The sequence below is a fragment of the Candidatus Neptunochlamydia vexilliferae genome (assembly GCF_015356785.1).
In the GTDB taxonomy this organism is placed as follows: Bacteria; Chlamydiota; Chlamydiia; order Chlamydiales; family Simkaniaceae; genus Neptunichlamydia; species Neptunichlamydia vexilliferae.
This window is the reverse complement of record NZ_JAAEJV010000116.1, coordinates 1-1,371: the sequence shown is the minus strand read 5'-3', so window position 1 is coordinate 1,371 and position 1,371 is coordinate 1. Positions and strand designations below refer to the sequence as shown.

Annotated in this window: 1 protein-coding gene; it reads left to right on the top strand. The window is 40.5% G+C overall.

Annotation, left to right across the window (positions count from 1 at the left end; all coding sequences use genetic code 11):
- The first annotated feature begins 129 nt into the window (after window positions 1–129).
- Window positions 130–1,308 (top strand): IS256 family transposase, encoded by a 1,179-nt coding sequence (locus NEPTK9_RS09480; protein ID WP_228547123.1) that lies wholly within the window; start codon window positions 130–132, stop codon window positions 1,306–1,308.
- The last annotated feature ends 63 nt before the right edge of the window (window positions 1,309–1,371 follow it).

The following is a 1,371-nucleotide window of genomic DNA, read 5'->3' as shown; positions in this document are numbered from 1 at the left end:
GGTAGTGTAACATTGATTCTGTAAATTCAGACCAACGAGGTTGCCCGGAAGCAAAAACTTCTGGAAAAAAAGTGGTCTGAGATCAGATTCTTCTTTTAAACTCATCCAAAAACTTAAAGGAGAATTTTGATGATGTCAGACCAAATTAACGATACCCTAGTTGAACAAATTATTAAAGGAATAATTGGCCAGGGAGAAGAAGGATTAAAGCCTGTGCTAGAAATGCTTTTTAATGCAGCAATGAAGTGCGAGAGAGAACAATTTCTTGGGGCGGCCTCTCATGAAAGGTCAAGCGAGAGAAAAGGGTATGCAAATGGGTATAAGCCAAAAAGTTTGCAGACCAGAATGGGATCACTAGACTTAGAGGTACCGCAGGTTAGAGGATTAGGGTTTTACCCGCAGAGTATAGAAAAGGGGTGTCGCTCGGAAAAAGCATTAAAAGTAGCGATTGCTCAAATGTATTTAAAAGGAGTGTCAACTCGGAAAGTTCAGAATATTACAGAAAAGCTGTGTGGTTCTGAGATTAGCTCAACGCAGGTATCTCGGGTGACAAAAGAGTTAGACGAAGAGTTTGAAAAATTTCGAAATAGAACTATTGGAGAGATTTGCTACTTGGTGTTTGACGCGACATACTTAAAAGTGCGGCATAATGGATCAGTTATAGACATGGCGGTATTGCTAGCTTACGGGGTAACACCTGAAGGAAAAAGAGAAATTTTGGGAGCATCAGCAAGCCTTTCTGAAGCTGAGGTACATTGGCGTGAGTTTCTAAGTGGCCTGCAAAAGCGGGGTATGAGAGGAGTGAGACTCATTGTGAGTGACGATCATGCAGGACTAAAAAGCGCGAGAAAAGCGGTGTTTCCATCAATACCTTGGCAAAGATGTCAGTTTCATTTAGCCCAAAATGCTCAGAGTTATGCTCCTAAGAAATCAATGAAAGGAGAAATAGCAGAGACCATGCGAGGGATTTTTAATAGTCCTACATTGGAAATGGCGGAAGAAATGAAAAATCGGGCAATAAAGGAGTATGAGAAAACAGCTCCTGAGTTCTCGAAATGGCTAGAGGAAAACGTAGATGAAGGGCTAACGGTTTACCAGATTCCAAAAGAGCATAGGAAAAAGCTCCGGACTTCCAATGGAATAGAAAGAGTAAATAGGGAAATTAAGAGAAGGACCCGGGTGGCAGTATTATTCCCAAATACCGAATCAGCGCTTCGATTGGTAACGGGAGTAATAATAGAAATCCACGAAGAGTGGGTAACGGGAAAGCGATATTTAGATATGGAACCTCTATTAAAAGAGATTTAAACAATTGAAATAGAATGAGAAAAGAAGAAATGATCGAATTTACAGAAAAAGTGTTGCTTTATC